Consider the following 18,548-nt stretch of genomic DNA (forward strand, 5'->3'; position numbering starts at 1 on the left):
CTCTCCTGGAATAGCAATGTTCAACAACTTTGTTTAATGATTCTGTAGAGGAGAGACGCCATGCAGAAACCCGAGATCGTGTCCGCGGCCGAATGGGACGCCGCGCTGGAGAAGATGCTCGTCGCGGAGAAAGAGTGGACCCGGCGGCGGGACCAACTGGCCGCGATGCGCCGCCGTATGCCGTGGACGCCGGTGACGAAGAACTACACGTTCGTCGGCCCCGATGGCGAGCTCAGCCTCACCGACTTGTTCAGTGGCCGAAGGCAACTCGTCGTCTACCGTGCCTTCTTCGAGGAAGGTGTGAAGGGTTGGCCCGAGCATGCGTGCCGCGGGTGTTCGATGATCGCCGACAACGTCGGACATGTGGCTCATCTGAACGCGCGCGACACGACGCTGGCGTTCGCCTCGCGCGCGCCGCAGCCCGACATCGCGCGGATGACGGCCCGCATGGGCTGGAAGATGCCGTGGTATACCATCACCGACGACTTCGACGTCGACTTCGGTGTGCACGAGTGGCACGGCACCAACGCCTTCATCCGCGACGGTGACGCCGTCTACCGCACATACTTCATCAACAACCGCGGCGACGAAGCGCTCGGTACCTCCTGGAGCTATCTCGACATGACGGCGCTCGGCCGTCAGGAGAACTGGGAGGACTCCCCGCCCGGATACCCGCAGGACCCGCCCTACGAATGGTGGGACTGGCACGACACCTACGGCGAGCACCAGCCTTCACGGTGGTTCGGCGACCCCGACCCCAGTAAGCCCGACGACCCCCGTCCGCCGCGCGCAGAAGGGTGCGCCTCCTGTGAGCGATGAACCTGAACTCGCGGATCTCTACCAGCAGGCCATGGACCGCATCGTCGAGTTGGTCAGTGCGCCAGACGTTTCCGTCGATGCGCCGGTCGCTGCCTGCCCCGGATGGTCGGTGCGGGATGTGCTGGCCCATATGGCCGGCGTCGCGCAGGATTGGGCTGCGGGGCGCCGGGTCGCCCCACCCAACGATGCCCAGACGGCGGCGCAAGTGGCCCGGTTCGACGGCTGCGGCCTGGACGACATCCTGCGGGCCTGGGGTGACGCCGCCACGGAGCTACCGCGGCTCGCGCGCGAAGGCATCGCGCCGCCGCTCGGTGACATCGTTGTCCACGAACATGACATCCGGGATGCGCTCGGCCGCCCGGGTGCGAGGGATTCGGCTGCACTGCAGTGTGTTTCCGATCAACTGCTACGCAAGCTGGTGACGCCGGTGCCGGTGCGGATCATGGTCGAGGACGGTGAGTACCGGTGCGGTCCAGACGCCGAACCCGTGATCGATTTGAAGACGACGCGATTCGAAGCGCTGCGCTGGCGCACCGGACGGCGCAGCCGACATCAGATGGCGGCCATGGCGTGGTCCGGGGACCCGGCGGCGGTGCTCGATCACCTGTACATGTTCGGGCCGGCAACCGCCGATCTCGTTGAGTGACTACCGCCGCGGCTGAGTTAGCAACGCGACGACGGCGTCGGTCAGGGCCGCGCGGGCAACGTCGAGATCCGATGTGAAACCGATCTGCCGCTCGTTGCTGAGACCGCGGATCGCGGCGGGCAGCAGGCACCGCACCCGGTGCAACTGGTCCGGGTCGACGTCCAGCCCGTCCATCAGGTAGTCGAAGCCCTGAATCCAGTCGAGCTCGCGGGCCGCGAAAGCCGCTGCGGTGCGCGGATATTCGGCGGCGATGTCAGACCGTCGTGCCGGTAGTGACGTGCGCAGCGCCGTGAGAGCGCGGCCCTCGGTGGTGTCCAGGTAGTGCCAGACGGATTCGATGGCCCCTTCCACCCGTTCGCGCAGGGTGCCGCTGCGGGGCGTGTCCGGTCCGGAAGCCCAACTGCGGGAGTGGATTTCGGTGATGACCGCGACCCAGAGCCCGTCCAGGTCGGCGAACTGGTGTTGCACGGTGCCCCAGGTGACGCCCGCATCCTTGGCGATGCGGTTCGCCGACACGGGCTCGCCACCGCTGTCGGCCAGACAGCGGATGGCGACGTCGAGCAGGCGGGCCCGGGTTTCCAGGCCGCGCTTGTTCAGCTTGGTGCCGGCACCGGACTCTGTGACGACGGCCTGCCACTGCTCCCGGGCGAGGGCCGCCTGCGGGGAGTCGCGGGCCGGGCGCTCAGGCAAATCGGCCCGGATTCGCCGCGACGGCCCGGTGCAGCGTCGGCCGGTTGGCCCGGTAGGCCTCGACGACGGGCGCCAGTTCGTGCGGGCTGGCCCCGTGCATGATCACCGAATGCACGCCCAGATCATACTGGCGGGCAATGGTTTTCGCGCAGTCCTGTGGCGAGCCCTTGGCGACGGCGTCGAGCCACTCGGTGGGGATCAGCTCAGCGATCCGCTGCAGCGTCTCGAACGACGCGCTGGCGTCGATGGGTCCGGCGGTCGCCGCATCGGTGAACAGGTCGGACTGTCGGATGCGGTCCCACGTCGCGCGGTCCCAGCCGTTGGCCGAGACCAGGACGTCCGGGTAGGCCTGTAGGTAGGTCGCGAGCCGTCCGACGCCGCGCCGGATCTGGTCGTCCTCGGACAACGCGTCGGGGACGGTCGCCAGGCATGCCCAGATGCGGACGCTGTCGGGGTCCCGGCCCGCCTTCTCCGCGCCGCGGCGTACCGCGGCGACCGACTTCTCCGTCGCCTCGTCGGAGAAGAATGTATGCAGCACAACGAAATCGGCGATTTCGCCGGCCAGCTCCATCGTCTTCGGGCCGACCGCGACCAGGCCGATCGGCGGCCCGTCTTCCAGGCCGTTCACGTGGCGCAGCATGGGCCACTTCCCGGCCGGGCCCTCGTGATTGAGAATCATCTCGCCGGCCCAGAGGCGGCGCAGGATGCCGAAGAAGTCGCGCAGCCGCGCCTCGGTCACGACCGGCAGGCCGATCGCCTGCCAGTAGGGCCCCATTCCGCGGCCGAAGGCCATCGCGAACCGGCCCTCAGTCAGGGCGTGCATCGTCGACCCGATCGTCGCGGTGACCGTGGGATGCCGGGTGTGGTGATTGGTCGACGGCGCGATGCCCAAAGTCGTGCTGGCGCCTGCCACCGCGCCGCTGAGGACGCCCGCGTCTTTCACGGTGAAGCGCTCACCGATGTGGCAGGAGCCCAACCCGAGCGCCTGGGCATCCCGGGCCTCGGGCAGCACCACGCGGGTGTCCGCGGGGTGCCGGGTGACGGCGTAGTAGCCGAGCTCGTTGAGCTGGTCCTGCGTGCTCATGGTGCGCCTTTCATCGGAGACGCTTAGCACTGTTAACCATTCAGGGGGCAATTGTCAATGAGGGTTCTCAATAACTTGGAGTGTCCGCCGATGCGCCCGCCGCGTCGATGCTCGGGAACCGGGCATGCAATTGATCGATCAGAAATCTGGCCTCATCGAGGTCGCGCCGTAGCTCTCGGGCGCGCCGCCGCATCGACCGCGCCCGCTCTGACCAGGCCGTCGCATCGGGTAGGGACTCGACCCGGGCCAGCCTGGATGTGAGGTCCCAGGCATGCCTACGCAGCTCGGCGCGCAATGCCCGAGCTTGTGCCACATCGGCATCTTCAGTCACGCCGCCATATTTACATGACGGTCAATTGGTCGCATGGCCAATTGGTTAGATTGACTTCGAATCGTGGCTCAGGGCCGATGCCGACACCGCCAGGACGACGTCGACAACGGCGTCGAGGAACGCATCGTCGATCGGTTCGCCTGTCACGATCACCCGATGGTGAACCGGGCCGACGAGCCACTCGGCCAATGCGGCCACATCGGTCTCGGGGGACAGTTCATTGCGTTCGATCGCGCGGAGGAACGGTTTCTGGTCGCGCGTGCGCTGATCATCGAGGTAGCGGGAGCGAAATGTCTGTGCCAGCTCCGAATCGTGTTGGGACTGTCCGATGAGTGCGCGGTAGACAGCGCCCGCGTCATCCGTGGTCAGGAAGTGGGCGGTATCGCGCAGATGTGCGCGCAGGTCGGAGTCGAGGCTGCCGGTGTCGGGTGGCTCCAAAGCTGCGGCGGCGTCTTCGAGGAATGCGTCCATGAGGACCTCGGTCTTGGAGCCCCACCAGCGATAGACGGTCTGCTTGGCGACCCCCGCCGCCTTGGCGATGCCTTCCATGGTGACGCCGGAGAAGCCCTTCTCGACCAGTAGGTCATCGGCCGCGCGCAGTACGGCTTCCCGCGCAGCTTCACTGCGACCGTGCCGGTTCCCGTGATGCGATTGCGCGCCTGCCATGGCTCGATTGAACACCATCGTAGGCCTAGTCTAGACGCAACGTTGCGTCTACTGTAGGTCGTATGACCTCAACACTGAACCAACCGGATTACGCCTCGATCATCAATCGCCTGTTCGCCGATGCGCAGTTGGACGATCAACGGCGGCAAGGGATTTCGCCGACCGACTACGAAATTGCAGAACGTGCCGACGTGTGCCAGGACTTCTACCTCTCGGTGGCTCCCGACTCGGGCCGACTGCTGTACAGCCTGGTCCGCGCAGTGAAGCCCTCGACCATCGTGGAGTACGGGATGTCGTATGGCATCTCCACCCTGCACCTGGCCGCGGCAGTCCGCGACAACGGTGTCGGGCGGATCATCACCACGGAGATGAGTTCGCAGAAGATATCGGCGGCCCGCGCGACGTTCGCCGAGGCGGGGGTTGCTGACTTGATCACGATTCTGGAAGGCGACGCCCGCACGACCCTCGAGACCGTCACGGGCCCAGTGCAATTCGTGCTTCTCGACGGCTGGCCCGATCTGGATTTGCCGGTGTTGAAGATCTTGGAGCCGGTGTTGGCGCCCGGAGCGCTGATTCTCGGCGACAACGTCAGGCTCGACCCTGATCACGTCTACCGCGACTACGTCAACGCTCCGGGGAGCGGCTACGTGAGCGTCCCGATTCCGCTCGACAAGGGCATGGAATTGACCGTCCGGGTGTAGCCGGCCCTACAGCTCGCGGATCACCCGGGCCGGCGAGCCCACGGCCAGCACACGTGGTGGCAGGTCGCGGGTGATTACCGAACCGGCACCCACGACCGTGTCCGCGCCGATGGTGACGCCCGGGCACACGATGACGCCGCCGCCGAGCCACACGTTGTCGCCGATCGTGATCGGTTCGGCCGCCTCCCACTTGTCTCGGCGGACGTCGGGATTCAGTGGGTGGGTGGCCGTCAGCAGCTGCACGTTGGGTCCGATCTGCACATCGTCACCGATGCTGATCCGCGCGACGTCGAGAAGGATGAGCCCCCAGTTCGCGAAAGTGCGGGCGCCGATGGTGGTTTGGTAGCCGTAGTCGCACTGCAGGGGCGGACGGATTTCACTGTTCTCCCCGAAAGCGCCGAGGAGTTTGCGAAGTAGGCGGTTTCGCTGGTCGAGGTCTGTGGGGTCGAGCGCATTGATCCGGTGGGTGAGCTGTTGCGCTCGTTTCGACTCGCGGATCAGTTCGGGGTCGTCGGCAATGTAGAGGTCACCAGCGAGCATGCGGTCGCGCATCGAACGAGCCATACATCCACGTTAGGTGCTCGGCCGCGGTGAACCTTTTTGACGCCTGATTCGTTCAATTGGTATGAGCATCATCGACTTCCGCCGCCGGCGCCCCACCGCGCCGACCTTCGTGGTCGTCGACCGTCTGCACGGCCGGCGTGCCGAAGAGGTACCCGGCGAGCAGATCGCCGCCACCGTGTCGTCGTGGCTGGCCGAACTGGGGGTGGAGAGCCCGCTCATCGATGCGCTGGAGTCGGCCGCCCAGAATCAGGACTGGCCGACCGTGTACGCGCTTGGAGAGCGGCTGTCGGTCGACGTCATGGTCGCGTAGCCGAAACTTTGACCATCGCGAAGATCAACTACGTGAAGCCTCGTGCGTAAGACGGCAACGGGAATAGCATTAGGTCCGGTTCGCATCCGCTGAGTAGCGGGGAGCAAGGACATGGCGCATAAGGTCAAGGTTCCACCCGATCTGGTAGGCGGAGGCGTCGACGAGGGTTATGGCAAGGTCGCCGACGCGTTCCGTCGCAACTTCAGCGGCGGATCGGAGATTGGTGCGGCCGTCGCCGCCTTTCGTGACGGCAAGAAGGTCGTCGATTTGTGGGGCGGCTACCGTAACGGCAACACCAAGGAATCGTGGCAGCACGACACTGGCGTGATCGTGTTCTCCACGACGAAAGGTGTTGTCGCGCTGGCTATTGCGCTGGCAGTATCGCGTGGATATCTCTCGTACGACGCGCGAGTGGCCGACTATTGGCCCGAGTTCGCCCAGGCCGGCAAGGACTCGGTCACTGTGCGGCAGTTGCTGTCCTATCAAGCGGGGCTCGCTGTCATATCTCCACCCCTGACGCTGTCCGAATACGCCGATCCATCGAAGGTGTCGGAAAGGCTGGCGGCACAGGAGCCGGCCTGGAGGCCGGGAACCCGTCATGGCTATCACCCGTGGGGGTTGGGGCCGTATCTGACTGAGCTGATCCGGCGCACCGATCCCCAGGGGAGGACGTTGGCCAAGTTCTTCGCCGAGGAAATCGCTGCGCCGCTGGGGTTGGATTTCTACATCGGGCTGCCGGTATCCGTGGACCGCAGCCGTGTGGCGCACTTGCACGCCTGGTCCGTGGCGCAGATGGCTCTACATCTGCACACGCTTCCGCCCAGATTTGCCCTGGCGATGATGAATCCACGCAGTCTGACTGCACGCGCCGGCATGCCGCCCGGCGTCAAGGTGTTCGACGATTTCAATCGCGAAGAGCTGAGAGTTGTTGAGATGCCGGCAGGAAACGGCATCGGAACCGCACGGTCGATCGCGCAGCTATACGGCGACGCCGCGACGGGTGGCTCTGAGATCGGCCTATCCCCAACAACTTTCGAGGCATTGAAGAGTCCCGCGATACCTCCGACAGGCGGGGTCCGTGACAAGCTGTTGCATGTAGATACGTGCTTCTCGCTGGGCTTCTCGAAACCGCCCACTCAGCTTGTCTTCGGTTCTTCCGACCACGCGTTCGGGATGAACGGAGCAGGGGGTTCATTCGGGTTCGCCGATCCAGATACCGGCACCGGCTTCGCATATGTAACGAACAAGTTGGGCTTTCACCTCAACAGTGATCCGCGAGAACTCAGCCTTCGGCAGGCAATTTTCCGCGATGTACTCGGGACCAGATCGCAGACATAACCATGCGAACTCGCCACACGTCGCGCACAGTGAACGCATGACAAAGTTGCGCGTTGGGAATGCCTGTGCGGCACTTGGCCTGGCGATGTTGTCGGCACCCGTCGCCGGGGCGACGCCGCCCGAGGGGGACGTCGTGCGGACGGATCTCGCTCGCGGCGACACCACGGCTCCGGTCGAGATTGTCACCGGCGGCTCGCCGTCGACCCTGATCGTTCAGGGGCTGAAACTGGCGCCGGGTGCGAGCAGCGGCTGGCACACCCACCCCGGAACCGAGTATTCGGCGATCAATGCCGGCGGCGTCGTGCTGCAAACCGCTGACAACTGTGCGGGAACTGAATTCGGCAGTGGCCAAGCGGTTTTCATTCCGGCTGGAGTGCCGCATCGGGTAGCCAACGAGAATGCCGGTGCCGCCGAAGTCGTCGTCACCTACACGATGCCCGCCGACGTGCCGCTGCGCGTCGATGCCCCCGACGCCTGCGCCGGCTGAGGTCAGTCCACAGCCAGCTTCGTCGGCATCCCGTCGATGCTCGACAGGTTCTTCTGCTGCCAGTATTCGGCGACGCCCTCCGGGCCTTTCTTCTCGGCCCAGGTGTCGAGCAGCACGCGCTCGGATTCGACCGACATGAGCGGCACGCCGAAGCCGCACGACGTCTGGACCAGGTCCACGGTCATGTCATAGATCTGGCGGGCGCTGATGTGCGGCGGGAACTCGCGGTAGAGCTCGTCCCAGTCGGGGTCTTTGGGCTGGACTTCTCGGGCCGTGCCATACAGCCGCAGGATCAGGGGCTCGCGGTCGAACGAGCAGAACATCAGCGTCATCCGCGGGTTGTCGAGCAGATGCGCCGAGGTCTCATTGCCGCTGCCGGTCAGGTTCAGCCACGCCACCCGATTCGGCCTGAGGACTCGGAGGGAGTCGAGGCCCTTCGGGGAGAGATTCACCCTGCCGTCACTCGCCGCCGTCGCCACGAAGTAGATGCTCTGCGCGGCAATGAAGGTGCTGAATCTGTCAGTGATCTCCGGGAACTGCTTGGCCATAGGGGCATGGTTTCACGGCGGAGTGGAATTGGTCGACAGAGTTTCGCGCGCTACGGAGCCGTGTTGGCGACTGCGTCGTGATGCATCTGGACTGCCGGGGCGACCCAGCGATGGAGGAAGGCGCGCAATTCCTCGCCGTGCCGCTCGGGGCCGCCGGGATCCAAGATGAACGACTGCAGTGTGCGCAGCATGAACTCGACAAGCTCGTCGAGTTGCCGTCCACTGAAACCGGCTGCAGGCCAATCGACTTGAAAGCGCTCGAGGATCGATCGACCGAATGAAATCGCCGTCTCGGAGGTGGCGCCCGCGGCGAAGGCACTCGCCCTGCCGGGGTGCATGACCAAGCTCAGATAGCGATCGTTGGGGAGCTGTTCCAAGGTGTAGGCGATGCCTTCGATCACGGCATCGGTGGGGTCGGTGATCGATTGCAGGTCAGCGGCCAAGCGGTCCAGAAAGCCTTCGACAGCCGACAGCGCGGTGCCCGCCATCAGCGCGTCGAGGGTGGGGAAGTAGCGATACACCGTCTGCCGTGTAATCCCGAGTTCAGTGGCCACATCGGACACGCTCACCGAACCCCGCGCGTCGATCGACGAGCGGGCCGCGCTGACAATGCGGCGTACCGCCTCGTCGTCGTCGACGGGGATGTCACCAGACCAGCCGTGTCTGCGCATCACCGCATACTTCCATCCCGCTGCGCTTCACTGAACGCCACCGACTCTTGACCATACAACTACTGTCTGATGTATGGTCCGGATATTCCCGAACGTGAAATGAGGTCAGCGATGACGGCGATCGCCGAAGGACCGGTCAGCAATCAAGACGAGGAACTGACGAGGCGCGCCTTGCGCCATGCCGTCGACAAGACGACAGATATGGCCGACCGCGAACTGCGGGTGCCGCTGCACTACTACCGAGATCCGAAGATCACCGAAATCGAGGAGTCGCAGGTGCTGCGCCGCGTGCCGCTGGCCATCGTGCCGTCGGCCCAGATTCCCAACGTCAACGACTATGTCGTGCGCTCGGTGTTGGGTGACTCGCTACTGGTGACCCGCGACCGTGCCGGCGCCAGTCACGTGTTCCTCAACTACTGCCGCCACCGCGGCGCGAAACCGGCGTGCGGAGCCGGTAACGCCGCCCGGTTCACCTGCCCGTACCACGCGTGGAGCTACAAGAACACCGGCGAACTGTTCACCGTTCCCGGCAAGGCGGGATTCGATTCCATGGACAAGGCCGACTACGGACTTGTTGAGCTGCCGAGCCAGGAGCGACATGGCTTCATCTGGGCCGTGCTGACTGCCGGCGCTGACATCGACGTCGATGGCCATCTCGGGTCCATCGGGCCGGAACTCGCGCTGATGAACTATGCCTCATACGGCTATCACACAGAGAAAGAGTTCCAGTCCCAAGTGTCATGGAAGGGCGCCCTGGAAGCGTTCGCCGAGGGTTACCACTTCCCATTTGTCCACGGCGAGAGCGTGATTGGGCAGAACACCCTGCCCAACACCGGGGTATACGACGAGTACGGCAAGCACCATCGCATCGGCTTTCCCTTCAACTGGGTCGCCAATCTCGCCGACGACCCGTCCGGTTCATGGGACCCGCACCAGAACATGGGCGTCATCTACTGGATCTATCCCAACCTGATCCTGGCGAACAGCCCGGTCGGCGTCGAGATCATCGACATCCTGCCGGCCGGCGAACCGACCCGGTGCACGGTGCGGCACAGCTGGATGGGACGCGTGCCGGCCACCAATGATGAGATGCGGGCGGTCTACGACCAGGTGTACGAAAACGTCCACGCCGCCGTCGTAGACGAGGACTTCGCCATGCTGCCCCAGTGCGGCGAAGGTGTCCGGCACGGCCAGCACGATCACATGATCATCGGCCGCAACGAGATTGGCGTGCAACACATGATCAAGGTGTTCGCCGAGGAACTCGGTGTGGCGCTCGAATAAGGACGCGCAATTCGCCGTCCCGGGAGCGTCCGGGCGCTAGATTCGGTGCCACACCCGGACCGAAGAAGGTACCCATGCCGAACTCTAGCGGCCTGTTGCTCAACCCGAACGACTTCAACCCCCAGCAATTCGACCCGGAGACGCGGCGCCAGTTGCGCGCTTTGATCGAGTGGTTCGAGGACCGCGGCAAGGTGCGGTTGCTGCAGGACGATCTGGACGCCACCTGGGTCGCCGACTTTCTCGATTTCATCAAGCGGGAGCGGGTTTTCGCGACGTTCCTGACGCCGTCGGAGTTCGCCGACGGTGATCCGAACAAGCGCTGGGACACTTCACGCAATGCCGTGCTGAGCGAGATCCTCGGGTTCTACGGCCTCGCGTACTGGTACGCGGAGCAGGTCACCATCCTCGGCCTCGGCCCCATCTGGCAGAGCGACAACATCAAGGCCAAGGAACGGGCCGCCGCCCAACTCGAGGCGGGCGGCGTCATGGCGTTCGCGCTGTCCGAACGCGAGCACGGCGCCGACATCTACAACACCGACATGCTGCTGACGCCGACGTCCGACGAGGGCGTCGTGTTCCGGGCTTCGGGGACGAAGTACTACATCGGCAACGGCAACGTCGCCGGCATGGTGTCGGTGTTCTCGCGCCGCACCGACGTCGACGGGCCCGACGGCTACGTGTGGTTCGTCGCGGACAGCGGCCATGAGAACTACGAACTGATCGACAATGTCGTGCACGGCCAGATGTTCGTCAGCACGTTCCGGCTCAACGACTATCCGGTGCACGAGGAAGACATTCTGTGCACCGGGCCGGAGGCGTTCTCGGCGGCGCTCAACACCGTCAACGTCGGCAAGTTCAATCTGTGCAGTGGCTCGATCGGCATGTGCGAGCACGCTTTCTACGAGGCGATCACGCACGCCAACAACCGGATCCTCTACGGCAACCCGGTGACCGACTTCCCGCACGTGCGTGCGTCATTCGTCGACGTCTATGCCCGATTGGTCGCGATGAAGCTGTTCAGCGACCGCGCCATCGACTACTTCCGCAGCGCCGGCCTCGACGACCGCCGGTACCTGCTGTTCAATCCCGTCACCAAGTCGAAGGTCACCTCTGAGGGCGAACGGGTCATCACCCTGCTGTGGGATGTACTGGCCGCCAAGGGCTTCGAGAAGAACACCTACTTCAACGAGGTCAACCGCCTCATCGGCGCGCTGCCCCGGCTCGAGGGCACGGTGCACGTCAACGTCGCGCAGATCCTGAAGTTCATGCCCAACTACATGTTCAACCCGGCGAGCTACCCCGAGATCGGCACCCGCGACGACGCGGCCGACGACGTGTTCTTCTGGGCACAGGGGCCCGCGCGCGGTGCCTCCAAGGTGCAGTTCGCGGACTGGGCCCCGGTGTACGAGCGGAACCTCTCGGTGCCGAACGTGGCCCGCTTCTACGAGCAGGTGCAGGCCTTCAAGGACCTGCTGCTGACCGCGGCACCCGACGCCGATCAGCAGCGCGACCTCGACTTCGTCCTCGTTGTCGGGCACCTGTTCACGCTCGTCGTCTACGGGCAGCTGATCCTTGAGCAGGCCGAACTCACCGGGCTTGATCCGGACCTGCTGGATCAGATCTTCGACTTCCAGATCCGTGACTTCTCGTCGTATGCGGTTGCGCTGCACGGCAAGCCGAGTTCGACGGTGGCGCAACAGGAGTGGGCCTTGTCGGCGATCCGCAAGCCCGTCGTCGATGCGGCGCGTTTTGATCGGGTCTGGGACCAGGTGGCGGCGTACGACGGTGCGTACGAGATGCGGCCCTAGAGGGGACGGAACACCGGCAGTGCCCGGTACCGCACGGTGAAGCTGGCCTCGCTCAGCGCTTCTCCCACCTCGCCGTCGTGGGCGACGGGCGTCGGCCCGTCGACGGCGACGAACCGGAACTCCGGCACCTGCAGCTCGTGATAGAGCGGGCTGCGTTCGAGGCGGCCCAACAGGACGGCCGTCGCGATGCGCAGCCGGCTGAACCGTCGCCCGGTTTCGAGGATGCGGACGTCGATCAGGCCGTCGTCGAGGCGCGGCCGCACCGACGGGGCGAACCCCGACGGGAAGTACGTCGAGTTACCTAGGAAGAAGAGCTCGGTCTCAAGTGTCTTGTCGTCGTAGCTGATTCGCACCGGCGCTTCCTTGCGCAGCGTCAGATACAGCGCGTACAGCCCGGCCAGCGGTTTGCCCATCCTGCGCTCGAGCTTCTCGCGCGTTCGCACGTAGTTGGGGTAGGCGCCGATGCTGGCGGTGTTGATCACCATCTGTTTCTCGTTGAGGCACACCAGATCTACGTAGGCAGCGGAACCTCTGGCGATCGCCTCGGCGGTCCGGGCCACCGAATCGCAGCCGATGTCCTTGGCGAAGTGGTTGAACGTCCCGCCGGGGAACACGGCGAGCGGAACACCCTTCTCGACGGCGATGCCCGCTGCGCAGGCCACCGTCCCGTCGCCGCCACCGACGGCGAGCACCTCGGCGCGTTCGGCCGTCTCCCGCAGCACCGTCTCGATGTCGTCGTCCTTTTGGAGCTCCACGATTTCCATGCGCGGCAAGGCTTTCCGGGCCTCTTCGATGACCCTCTTGCCCGTCCCGTCACCGGAGGCCGGATTGATCACGAGGGCCACGCCTTCGCCCTCCGGTCGGGGCTCGGTGCGGAACCGCAACGGATCCGACGTCGGCAGGGTGGTGGCCGGGATGGTCGGGACGATGCGGGCGCCCAGGACCGCGATCGCGGCGCCGATGCCGAAGCCGGCGAACACGTCGCCGGGGTAGTGCGCACCGGTGGCCACCCGCGACAGTCCGACCAGACCGGCGAGGAGAGCCAGCGGTAGACCGACGGCTGGCGACTCCAGGCCGACGCCCACCGCGAAGGCCGCGGCGCTCGCGGAGTGCCCCGATGGCAGTGAATTGGAGGTGGGGACGCGCTTGCTCCGTCGGACCAGCGGGATGAGGGTGCGGTCCGGGCGCGGCCGTCGCCAGATCCGTTTCGCGAGCTGATTGGTGACGAGGCTCGTCACCGCGAGGCTGACGACGCCGCGTGCCGCGCCGCGACGCACCGACTGGCTGCCGAACGCGCCGAGCCCGGCGGCGATGGCGAACCACAGCTTGGAATGGTCGGCGGCCCTGGTCAGGCGGGGCATCGTGGAGTCCAGGAGTGGGCTCGGCGACTCGGCTACTGCCTCGAAGACCTCACGGTCCAGACTGCCCAGGCCCTTACCGATCGCGCGCACGTCCATGAGGCCCAAAGTATCCGCTGTGGCGGAAATTCAACCTTCGTGGAGCCGATGACGGGAATCGAACCCGCGTATTCAGCTTGGGAAGCTGATGTTCTGCCATTGAACTACATCGGCATGGTGCCGCTGCAGGATATCAACCCGGGCCGATAGGCTCCCCACGTGCTCCTCTCAGATCGCGATCTTCGGGCTGAAATCGCTGCTGGACGTCTCGGCATCGACCCGTTCGATGACGCCATGGTGCAGCCCTCCAGCGTCGACGTCCGGCTGGACAGCCTGTTCCGGGTCTTCAACAACACCCGCTACACGCACATCGACCCGGCGCAGCAGCAGGACGAGCTGACCACCCTGGTCGAGCCCGCCGATGGCGAGCCCTTCGTCCTGCACCCGGGCGAGTTCGTGCTGGGCTCGACACTCGAAACCTGCACGCTGCCACACGATCTGGCAGGTCGCCTCGAGGGTAAGAGCTCATTGGGCCGCCTCGGCCTGCTGACGCACTCCACCGCGGGCTTCATCGACCCGGGCTTCTCCGGGCACATCACGCTGGAGCTGTCGAACGTCGCCAACCTGCCGATCACCCTGTGGCCCGGCATGAAGATCGGCCAGCTCTGCCTGCTCCGCCTGACCAGCCCCGCCGAGCACCCCTACGGCAGCGACAAGGTCGGCTCCAAATACCAGGGTCAGCGCGGTCCGACGCCTTCGCGGTCGTACCTGAACTTCGTCAAGCCCTAGCCCCGTTGACTGCGAACTGACGCAGAACTTTTGCGAGTCGCGGGCTGCGTAGATTCGCAGTCAACGCCACCTGAGTGCTGAGTCCGCGGTGGAGGGGTGCGCTACTCGGCGTTTCTCGCCGTGGCCGCAGGATCAATGCACACAGGCGGCACACCGACGTTGACCTTGTATCCAGGGCGTCGCCTACTCGACCTTCTGCGCCCTCATTACAGAGTCAACGCCTAGACCAAACTCAGCCACCTGGCATCGGGTTCATCGGGCTCATCGGCCCTACCGGGCTGGGAACCGTGGTGGTGGTCGGAGTGGTCGACACCGTCGTGGAAGTAGTGGTCGTCGTCGACGGAGTCGTAGAGGTCGAAGTCGAAGTAGAAGTCGACGCGGACGTCGAAGAAGTCGCCGGCGGCGCCACCGGAACGCCCGTCGTCTCCGTGACCGTCGCGGTCGACGTCGACGGAGAAGCAGACGACGTAGAAGTAGCACCAGCAGGGGCAAGCACCGCGCATGCGACCCGTCCGCCGGCATCACCCGTCGCCAGCGTCTCGGCGTCCGGGCCAGGCGTGCCGTTGTGCGTGTAGCGCGGCGGGATGTTGGCGAAGTTGTCCGGTCCCTGGTGGATGATCAGCGCACTGCCTTCGGGTCCCTTCAGGCCGGCTTCGGTGAACGCGTCGGTGGTCGCGACGACCTTGCCTGTGCCGTCGCCGCGGACGTTCAGCGGCGTCAGGTCACCGCTCGCCGGATGGCCCGTATGCCCGGCGACCTGCAGATGGCCGCCGGCTGACGTGAAGTCGCCCTCGCACTTGCCGACGGAGTGGATGTGCATGCCGTGGCTACCCGGGGCGAGGATGCCGCCGCCGGTGGTCTCCACGGTCACCGTCGCGTAGCCGTCGGTGAAGTCGATCGAGGCGTTGGCGACGGGTCTGCCGTCGGATGTCTTGAGCACGACGTTCAGCGCGGACGGATTGGCCTGGGTCCAGGTGGTCGGCGGCGTAGAGGTCGATGACTTCGACGTGTTCTGGTTGGAATTACAGCCGGCCAGCACAAAAACGGGTGCGGTGAGCAGGGCAGCAGCTGCAGTTGTGCGCTTCAACATCTCACCCAGATACCCGGAAGCACCAGCGTCTAACCGCCGGTTGTTTCACGCGAAACCAAGCACCGAACGCCCTTGTGAGGCTGGTGTAACACGTCGGAAACGCAGTCGCCGCGCGCTGGAAACTCCGCCGATACATCCTCGTCAAGATTGTCGAAGGAGTCTCACGTGCAAGGCATCGATCCCGCCGCCACCGCCTGGCTGCTCGCCAGCACCGCCCTGGTCCTGCTGATGACCCCGGGCCTGGCCATCTTCTATGGCGGCATGGTCCGCACGACCGGCGTGCTCAACATGATCATGATGAGCTTCATCTCGATTCCACTGGTCACGGTCGCGTGGCTGGTGCTCGGGTACACGCTGGCCTTCTCGGACGGCGACGGCTTCCTCGGCAACCTCGAACACTTCGGCATGCTCGGCATCAGCCCCAGCACCACACACGGCGCCGTCCCCGAGCTGTTGTTCGCCACCTTCCAGCTGACGTTCGCCATCATCACCGCCGCCCTGATCAGCGGCGCCATCGCCGACCGCGCCAAGTTCTCGGCGTGGATGGTCTTCGTGCCGATCTGGGCGATCGTCGTCTACAGCGTCATCGCGCACTGGGTCTGGGGTCCGGACGGCTGGCTCGCCAAGATGGGTGCCCTGGACTACGCGGGCGGCCTGGTCGTCGAGATCGCGTCGGGCGCCTCAGCACTGGCGCTCGCCATCGTGTTGGGCCCGCGCATCGGCTTCAAGCAGGACGCCATGCGCCCGCACAACCTGCCGTTCGTTCTGCTCGGTGTCGGTCTGCTGTGGTTCGGTTGGTTCGGTTTCAACGCGGGCTCGGCGCTGGCGGCGAACGGCACAGCCGCCGCGATCTTCCTGAACACGCTGGTCGCGGGCTGTCTCGGCATGCTGGGCTGGCTCACCGTCGAGCAGGTGCGTGACGGCAAGCCGACGACGTTCGGCGCGGCGTCCGGCGTCGTCGCCGGCCTGGTCGCGATCACCCCGTCGTGCGGCACGGTCAACACGCTGGGCGCGCTCATCGTCGGCCTGCTGGCCGGTGTCGTCTGCTCGTTCGCGGTCGGCCTCAAGTTCAAGCTCAACTACGACGACTCACTCGACGTCGTCGGCGTGCACTTCGTCGGTGGTGTCGTCGGCGTCGTGCTGATCGGCCTGCTGGCGACGGACGTCATGACCGGCGGTGTCCGCGGCCTCTTCTACGGGGGCGGATTCGCCCAGCTCGGCAAGCAGCTGCTCGCGATGGCCGTCGTCGCCGTGTACGCCTTCACGGCGACGTTCGTGCTCGGCAAGATCATCGACAGGGTCATGGGTTTCCGGCTCAGTGCCGAGGACGAGACCGCTGGCGTCGACTTCAGCCAGCACGCCGAAACGGCCTACGCGGAGGGCGTGCACGGCCACCTGGGTACCCGCCGGCCGACCGGTTCCAGCTCGCTGACCGATCTCTTGAAGCAGCCTCGCCCGGACGCCGAGGACGCCTGAAACTGCTTAGGTCATCTACGCCGAACGCGGGTAGGGTTGAACCACCGGCATTGGCGGGACTGTGTCAGCCAGCGCCGCGGCAAGAACTGCATCGTGGCTCCACGAGCTGGGGGAATCGGTAACGACTCCGCCGTTCGCTGCGATGAAGTATCTGGTTGTGGCCTGCGCGGCAGGGGATTCTCGGTGTCGGCCTAGATAGCGTAGCGAACACTATTGGAGGGTCAGTGGACATCGTTCTGGGTGTGTCTATGACGCCAACCACGGTGCGTATGGCGCTGGTTGAGGGTGATAAGGCCGACGGCGCGATCGTCGACCACGATATTTTCGAAACGCAGACCGCGGACGGTTCAGCAACGCCGGTCGAGCAGGTTGTCAGCGCCATCCTGGGGACCCGGGAGAGCGCCGAGGAAGGCGGCCACCACCTGAAATCGGTGGGCGTCGCCTGGAGTGACCACGACGCCGCCGCGCGGTTGCGCGACGCGTTGGACGCCGCCGGCGTCAAGGACGTCATGATGGTCTCCGAGCTGCACGCCGCGGGGTCGCTGGCGCAGGCCGCGGGCCAGGCTGTCGGCTACTCGAGCACCGGTCTGCTGTTCGTCGACCGCGACACCGCGACCATGTCCGTCGTCGATGCCGACGGTGCCATCTCGAAGGTGCTGAGCCGCAGCCTGCACAGCACCGACGCCATGGCTGTCCTCGGCGACATGGCCGCCGCCGTCGCCACCGCCGACACGTCGCCGCAGGGCATGTTCGTCGTCGGCTCCGGCGTCGACGTCACCGCGGTGCAGGCGCATCTGGCCGAGCTGCTCGACATCCCGGTGAACGCCCCGGGCGACGCCGACCTGGCACTGGCCCGTGGCGCAGCCCTCGCCTCGGCCAGCGCGCCGATGTTCGACGCCGCCACCGCCGGCCTGGCCTACTCGGCCGCACCGGGTGGTGTCGCTGCCGCGGCTCCGCTGGCGGCCCCGCTGCTGACGGCCGACGAGTTCGGTTTCGACGAGCTGGGCGACGCCCCCGTGGTCGCCGATCAGGGCCGCAAGCCCTTCCTGCTGGTCGGTAGCGCGCTCACCTCGATCTTCGTCGTCGGCGTTGTGGCCCTCGCCATTTCGCTCGCGGTGAGCATCCGGCCGACGGTCGATCAACGGCCCGCGCCCGCGCAGGCCGCGATCGTGCCCAGCGCCCCGATCGTCGCACCCGCGCCGCCGCCGGCCGCCGTCCCGCCGCCCGCGTCGGCACCGGCTGCTGCCCCCGAACCGGCGCCCGAAGTGCAGGTTCAGGCCCCGCGTCACGTCGACGCGCCGCAGGTGGTCAAGGAGTCCGCGCCGCAGGTGCACGTCCCCGCGCCCGCCCCGGAGGCCCCCGCGCCGGCTCCGGCACCCGTCCCGGTGTCGATGCCTGACGTGCCGGCCGCGCCCGCGGTACCGCCGCCTGCCGCAGTACCCGACCCGGCTCCCGTGGTGCTGCCGCCGCCGGTCATCCAAATCCCCGGCCCACAGCCGCCCGCCTGGAACCCGTGGGTGCCGCGTCCGCAGCAGCCCCAGTGGAACCCGGGCAACAGCTACCCGGACTACCCGAGTCGCGGTGGCCGCGGCCACGACGACGACGGCTACCCGGGCAACTACCCCGGCAACGGCTACCCCGGAAACCAGTACCCCGGCAACGGATACCCGGGCAACCAGTACCCGGGCGGCTCGAGCGGGTACCCGGGCGACTACCCCGGTGACTCCGGCAAGAAGCCGAAGCAGCCCAAGCAGACCTGCTTCCTGATCTTCTGCCAGAAGAACTGACGCCCGTCAGGCCGGCGGCTGTTTGTCATCTGCCGTTGGCCTGACGCTCAGTGTCACTTCGC

20 protein-coding genes and 1 tRNA gene are annotated in these 18,548 nt (G+C 66.0%); 11 read left to right on the top strand and 10 right to left on the bottom strand.

The window, feature by feature from the left end; all coding sequences use genetic code 11:
• The first annotated feature begins 60 nt into the window (after positions 1-60).
• Together BR47_RS0122835 and BR47_RS0122840 are read left to right on the top strand one after the other, a co-directional pair.
• On the top strand, positions 61-819 hold the full coding sequence (locus tag BR47_RS0122835; RefSeq protein WP_029120885.1) for a DUF899 domain-containing protein: 759 nt from the start codon (positions 61-63) through the stop codon (positions 817-819).
• Positions 809-1,465 (top strand): maleylpyruvate isomerase N-terminal domain-containing protein, encoded by a 657-nt coding sequence (locus BR47_RS0122840; protein WP_029120886.1) that lies wholly within the window; start codon positions 809-811, stop codon positions 1,463-1,465. The genes BR47_RS0122835 and BR47_RS0122840 overlap by 11 nt, the downstream gene beginning before the upstream one ends.
• On the opposite strand, the gene BR47_RS0122845 is transcribed toward BR47_RS0122840, so the two are convergent.
• The 4 genes from BR47_RS0122845 to BR47_RS0122855 all read right to left on the bottom strand — a co-directional run bounded on the left by BR47_RS0122845 (position 1,466) and on the right by BR47_RS0122855 (position 4,236).
• Positions 1,466-2,155: a TetR/AcrR family transcriptional regulator gene (locus BR47_RS0122845; RefSeq protein ID WP_029120887.1), complete on the bottom strand. Its 690-nt coding sequence runs from the start codon at positions 2,153-2,155 to the stop codon at positions 1,466-1,468.
• Positions 2,148-3,239 carry a TIGR03857 family LLM class F420-dependent oxidoreductase gene (locus BR47_RS0122850; RefSeq protein ID WP_029120888.1) on the bottom strand — a complete coding sequence of 364 codons (1,092 nt, stop codon included), beginning with the start codon at positions 3,237-3,239 and terminating at the stop codon, positions 2,148-2,150. The genes BR47_RS0122845 and BR47_RS0122850 overlap by 8 nt, the downstream gene beginning before the upstream one ends.
• 67 nt (positions 3,240-3,306) lie before the next feature.
• The gene (locus BR47_RS33280) at positions 3,307-3,570 is read right to left on the bottom strand and encodes a hypothetical protein (RefSeq protein WP_141772289.1); all 264 of its coding nucleotides are present in this window, start codon (positions 3,568-3,570) and stop codon (positions 3,307-3,309) included.
• 45 nt (positions 3,571-3,615) lie between these two features.
• Positions 3,616-4,236 carry a TetR/AcrR family transcriptional regulator gene (locus BR47_RS0122855; RefSeq protein ID WP_029120889.1) on the bottom strand — a complete coding sequence of 207 codons (621 nt, stop codon included), beginning with the start codon at positions 4,234-4,236 and terminating at the stop codon, positions 3,616-3,618.
• Positions 4,237-4,298: 62 nt separating this feature from the next.
• Here BR47_RS0122855 and BR47_RS0122860 point away from each other — a divergent pair, with 62 nt between their 5' ends.
• Entirely contained in the window at positions 4,299-4,937 is a 639-nt protein-coding gene (locus BR47_RS0122860; protein WP_029120890.1) for an O-methyltransferase, read from the top strand.
• Positions 4,938-4,943: 6 nt separating this feature from the next.
• Here the strand turns inward: BR47_RS0122860 and BR47_RS0122865 are convergent, their stop codons facing one another.
• On the bottom strand, positions 4,944-5,501 hold the full coding sequence (locus BR47_RS0122865) for a sugar O-acetyltransferase (protein WP_029120891.1): 558 nt from the start codon (positions 5,499-5,501) through the stop codon (positions 4,944-4,946).
• A gap of 61 nt (positions 5,502-5,562) precedes the next feature.
• Here BR47_RS0122865 and BR47_RS0122870 point away from each other — a divergent pair, with 61 nt between their 5' ends.
• The 3 genes from BR47_RS0122870 to BR47_RS0122880 all read left to right on the top strand — a co-directional run bounded on the left by BR47_RS0122870 (position 5,563) and on the right by BR47_RS0122880 (position 7,636).
• On the top strand, positions 5,563-5,811 hold the full coding sequence (locus BR47_RS0122870) for an Rv2628 protein family (RefSeq protein WP_036427674.1): 249 nt from the start codon (positions 5,563-5,565) through the stop codon (positions 5,809-5,811).
• Between the two features lie 111 nt (positions 5,812-5,922).
• A complete protein-coding gene (locus BR47_RS0122875; protein ID WP_029120893.1) occupies positions 5,923-7,149 on the top strand; it encodes an EstA family serine hydrolase in 1,227 nt (408 codons plus the stop codon).
• Positions 7,150-7,186: 37 nt separating this feature from the next.
• The gene (locus BR47_RS0122880; protein WP_029120894.1) at positions 7,187-7,636 is read left to right on the top strand and encodes a cupin domain-containing protein; all 450 of its coding nucleotides are present in this window, start codon (positions 7,187-7,189) and stop codon (positions 7,634-7,636) included.
• A gap of 2 nt (positions 7,637-7,638) precedes the next feature.
• Here the strand turns inward: BR47_RS0122880 and BR47_RS0122885 are convergent, their stop codons facing one another.
• Together BR47_RS0122885 and BR47_RS0122890 are read right to left on the bottom strand one after the other, a co-directional pair.
• Positions 7,639-8,184 carry a pyridoxamine 5'-phosphate oxidase family protein gene (locus tag BR47_RS0122885; protein WP_029120895.1) on the bottom strand — a complete coding sequence of 182 codons (546 nt, stop codon included), beginning with the start codon at positions 8,182-8,184 and terminating at the stop codon, positions 7,639-7,641.
• Positions 8,185-8,234: 50 nt separating this feature from the next.
• Positions 8,235-8,855 (bottom strand): TetR/AcrR family transcriptional regulator, encoded by a 621-nt coding sequence (locus BR47_RS0122890; RefSeq protein ID WP_029120896.1) that lies wholly within the window; start codon positions 8,853-8,855, stop codon positions 8,235-8,237.
• Between the two features lie 111 nt (positions 8,856-8,966).
• On the opposite strand from BR47_RS0122890, the gene BR47_RS0122895 reads away from it, so the two are divergent.
• The gene (locus BR47_RS0122895; RefSeq protein ID WP_029120897.1) at positions 8,967-10,139 is read left to right on the top strand and encodes an aromatic ring-hydroxylating oxygenase subunit alpha; all 1,173 of its coding nucleotides are present in this window, start codon (positions 8,967-8,969) and stop codon (positions 10,137-10,139) included.
• Between the two features lie 74 nt (positions 10,140-10,213).
• Positions 10,214-11,947 (top strand): acyl-CoA dehydrogenase family protein, encoded by a 1,734-nt coding sequence (locus BR47_RS0122900; RefSeq protein ID WP_029120898.1) that lies wholly within the window; start codon positions 10,214-10,216, stop codon positions 11,945-11,947.
• On the opposite strand, the gene BR47_RS0122905 is transcribed toward BR47_RS0122900, so the two are convergent.
• Together BR47_RS0122905 and BR47_RS0122910 are read right to left on the bottom strand one after the other, a co-directional pair.
• A complete protein-coding gene (locus tag BR47_RS0122905) occupies positions 11,944-13,404 on the bottom strand; it encodes a bifunctional phosphatase PAP2/diacylglycerol kinase family protein (protein WP_029120899.1) in 1,461 nt (486 codons plus the stop codon). The two genes, BR47_RS0122900 and BR47_RS0122905, sit on opposite strands and share 4 nt — an antisense overlap.
• 40 nt (positions 13,405-13,444) lie before the next feature.
• Positions 13,445-13,518, bottom strand: a tRNA-Gly gene (locus tag BR47_RS0122910).
• Between the two features lie 45 nt (positions 13,519-13,563).
• Here BR47_RS0122910 and dcd point away from each other — a divergent pair.
• Entirely contained in the window at positions 13,564-14,133 is a 570-nt protein-coding gene (gene dcd, locus BR47_RS0122915; RefSeq protein ID WP_029105797.1) for a dCTP deaminase, read from the top strand.
• Positions 14,134-14,365: 232 nt separating this feature from the next.
• On the opposite strand, the gene BR47_RS0122920 is transcribed toward dcd, so the two are convergent.
• Positions 14,366-15,223: a superoxide dismutase family protein gene (locus tag BR47_RS0122920; RefSeq protein ID WP_029120900.1), complete on the bottom strand. Its 858-nt coding sequence runs from the start codon at positions 15,221-15,223 to the stop codon at positions 14,366-14,368.
• Between the two features lie 165 nt (positions 15,224-15,388).
• On the opposite strand from BR47_RS0122920, the gene BR47_RS31200 reads away from it, so the two are divergent.
• Both BR47_RS31200 and BR47_RS31205 read left to right on the top strand, forming a co-directional pair.
• A complete protein-coding gene (locus BR47_RS31200) occupies positions 15,389-16,699 on the top strand; it encodes an ammonium transporter (RefSeq protein WP_036427675.1) in 1,311 nt (436 codons plus the stop codon).
• Positions 16,700-16,923: 224 nt separating this feature from the next.
• Positions 16,924-18,486 (top strand): DUF7159 family protein, encoded by a 1,563-nt coding sequence (locus BR47_RS31205; protein WP_177127421.1) that lies wholly within the window; start codon positions 16,924-16,926, stop codon positions 18,484-18,486.
• The last annotated feature ends 62 nt before the right edge of the window (positions 18,487-18,548 follow it).

Source organism: Mycobacterium sp. UNC410CL29Cvi84 (assembly GCF_000686745.1).
Lineage (GTDB): Bacteria > Actinomycetota > Actinomycetes > Mycobacteriales > Mycobacteriaceae > Mycobacterium > Mycobacterium mucogenicum_B.